This is a genomic window from Sphingomonas sp., assembly GCF_051962185.1.
Taxonomy (GTDB): Bacteria; Pseudomonadota; Alphaproteobacteria; order Sphingomonadales; family Sphingomonadaceae; genus Sphingomonas.
Window position 1 is genome coordinate 1 of the sequence record NZ_JBQCCN010000160.1, and the last position, 2,792, is coordinate 2,792.

General features: G+C 67.0%; 3 protein-coding genes and 1 pseudogene. All 4 read left to right on the forward strand.

All coding sequences use genetic code 11. From position 1 onward, the window contains the following. On the forward strand, window positions 1-525 hold a 525-nt coding region (locus ACTHJR_RS09930), incomplete at its 5' end, for a fumarylacetoacetate hydrolase family protein (protein WP_440522997.1). Then, complete coding sequence (locus ACTHJR_RS09935; RefSeq protein WP_440522998.1) at window positions 522-1,271, forward strand: SDR family NAD(P)-dependent oxidoreductase; 750 nt, start codon at window positions 522-524, stop codon at window positions 1,269-1,271. The genes ACTHJR_RS09930 and ACTHJR_RS09935, both read left to right, overlap by 4 nt. Before the next feature lies 1 nt (window position 1,272). Continuing rightward, window positions 1,273-2,178, forward strand: a complete 906-nt coding sequence (locus tag ACTHJR_RS09940; RefSeq protein WP_440522999.1) for an amidohydrolase family protein — start codon at window positions 1,273-1,275, stop codon at window positions 2,176-2,178. Between the two features lie 2 nt (window positions 2,179-2,180). After that, window positions 2,181-2,792 (forward strand): annotated as a pseudogene (locus tag ACTHJR_RS09945) (hypothetical protein); the annotation flags it as partial.

A 2,792-nucleotide genomic window follows, 5' to 3' on the forward strand; every position in this document is an offset into this window, starting at 1 on the left:
GTCACCATCCCGAAGGACTCGAAGAAGACCGATTGGGAAGTCGAACTGGGCGTGGTGATCGGCACCGCCGCCTCGTACGTCGACGAGGCGAACGCGCTCGACCATGTCGCCGGCTATTGCGTGGTCAACGACGTCTCCGAACGCCATTGGCAGATCGAGCGCGGTCTGACCTGGGACAAGGGCAAGGGCTTCCCGACCTTCGGCCCGATCGGCCCGTGGATGGTGACGTCCGACGAAGTGGGCGATCCGCAGAACCTCGGAATGTGGCTGTCGGTCAACGGCAGGAAGATGCAGAACGGCAGCAGCAAGACGATGATCTTCACCGTCGCGCAGATCGTGGCCTATTGCTCGCAATTCATGACCCTGCTGCCGGGCGACGACATCACCACCGGCACGCCGCCGGGCGTCGGCCTCGGCCAGAAGCCCGAGCCTTGGTATCTGAAGGCCGGCGACGTGGTCGAACTCGGTATCGAGAAACTCGGCGAGCAGCGGCAGGAATTCGTCGCCTGGGACGCCGGCAAGTGAGCGTTTATGCGGGCCGCTTCGCCGGACGCGCGGCGATCGTCACCGGCGGCGCGTCCGGCCTCGGCAAGACCGTCGCCAGGCGCATCGTCGAGGAAGGTGGCACGGTCGCGTTGTGGGATCTCAATCCCGAAGCGCTGGCCGCCGCGAAGGACGAGATCGGCGCCGTCGACGTGCAGGCACTCGACGTTTCGGATCCCGCCGCAGTCGAGGCGGCGGCCAAGGCCAGCGCCGCCGCGCTCGGCAAGGTCGACGTGCTGGTCTGCTCGGCGGGCATCACCGGCGCGACCGTGCCGGTGCACGAATTCCCGATCGACAGCTGGCAGCGGGTGATCGACATCAATTTGAACGGCCTGTTCTACTGCAACCGCGCCATCGTGCCGTTCATGCTGGCCAACGGCTATGGCCGCATCGTCAACATCGCCTCGGTCGCGGGCAAGGAAGGCAATCCCAACGCCAGTGCCTATTCGGCGTCGAAGGCGGGCGTGATCGGCTTCACCAAGAGCTTGGGCAAGGAACTCGCCGGCAAGGGCGTGATCGTCAATTCGCTGACCCCGGCGACGTTCGAGAGCCCGATCCTGGCGCAATTGCCGCAGAGCCAGGTCGATTACATGCGCTCGAAGATCCCGATGGGCCGGCTCGGCGAAGTCGCCGAATCCGCGGCGATGGTCTGCTTCATGGCGAGCGAGGAATGCAGCTTCACCACCGCCTCGACCTTCGACACGTCGGGCGGGCGCACGACCTTCTGACATGACCGATCGGCTGCCCTTCGTCGACGCGCACGTCCACCTCTGGGACCTGTCGCACGTCCGCTATCCCTGGCTGATGCCGCCATTCGCGGAGGACGGCCCGAACGGCAGCGTCGAGCCGATCGCCAGGGATTACGGGCTCAACGACTATCTGGCCGATGCGGGCGGCTGGGACGTGCACGGCATCGTCCATATCGATGCCGGCGCCGACCCGGCGGACGCGCTGAAGGAAACCGATTGGCTGCAGGCGATGAGCGACGCGCGCGGCATGCCGAACGCGATCGTCGCCTTCGCCGCGCTCGACGATCCGAACGTCGAGGCCTTGCTCGCCGCGCATGCCGAACGACGTTCGGTGCGCGGCATCCGGCATATCGTCAATTGGCATCCCGACCCGGTGCGCACCTACACGCCGCGCGACGTGACCGGTGACGCGGCCTGGGCGGCCGGCTTCGCGCTGCTCGGCAAGTACGGGCTGAGCTTCGATCTCCAGGCCTATCCGGGGCAATTTCCGGGCCTCGCGCCGTTGATCGAGCGGCACCCCGAGGTACCGGTGATGATCAACCATGCCGGCATGATGGTCGGCGAAGCGGGCCGCGAGGAATGGCGGACGGGCATGCGCGCGCTCGCCGCGATCCCGCATGTCGCGGTCAAGATCTCGGGCATCGGCTTCGCCTTCCGGCCATGGACGATCGAGCAGATGCGGAGCTATGCGCTCGAGACGATCGACCTGTTCGGCACCGACCGCGCGATGATCGCGAGCGATTTTCCGACCGACAAATTGTTCGGCGGGTTCGACCAGCATCTCGATGGGTACAATGCGATCCTCGCCGACTTCACCGACGACGAGCGCCGCGCCATGTTCGCCGGCAACGCCAACCGCCTCTATCGTCTGGGACTGGCGCTCTGACCATGCGCATCGTCGATCTGCGCGCCGAATATACCACCGACCTGCTCGGCACCGACATCGAGCGTCCGCGCCTGTCGTGGCGGATCGAGAGTGATCGGCCGGGCGCGGTCCAGGCAAGCTATCGCCTGCGTGCCGCCACCAGCGCCGAGGCGCTCGATGGCGGCGTGCTGCTGTGGGATAGCGGTGAGATCGCCGGCGATGCGACCTTCGACATCGCTTATGGCGGCCCTGCCCTAGGCCCAATGCAGCGCATCTGGTGGTCGGTCGAGGCGACCGACGATACCGGCGCCACCGCGCGTTCGGCGCCGGCCTGGTTCGAGACCGGACTGACGTCGCCCGAATCCTGGCACGCCGAGTGGATCGAGGCCGAGGACGAGAATGCCGCCGCCGACCGCGCCGCCGGGCTCGCCTGGATATGGAGCGAGACGGCGCTCGACGACCGGCCCCATGCCTTCCGCCTCGATTTCGACGCGCCCGCCGATCTGGTCCGCGCGGAAGTGCTGCTGGCCGGCAAGGACCATTTGCGCGGCGTCTGGATCAACGGCGCCGCATCGCCGCTCGACCGGCATTTCGACTGGGACACCAATTTGCCCTTCTGGGGCACGCTTGCCCCT

Excerpts from the sequence above, each read along its gene's own strand:
- ACTHJR_RS09940 (WP_440522999.1), top strand. The coding sequence starts at position 1,273 with ATGACCGATCGGCTGCCCTTCGTCGACGCGCACGTCCACCTCTGGGAC.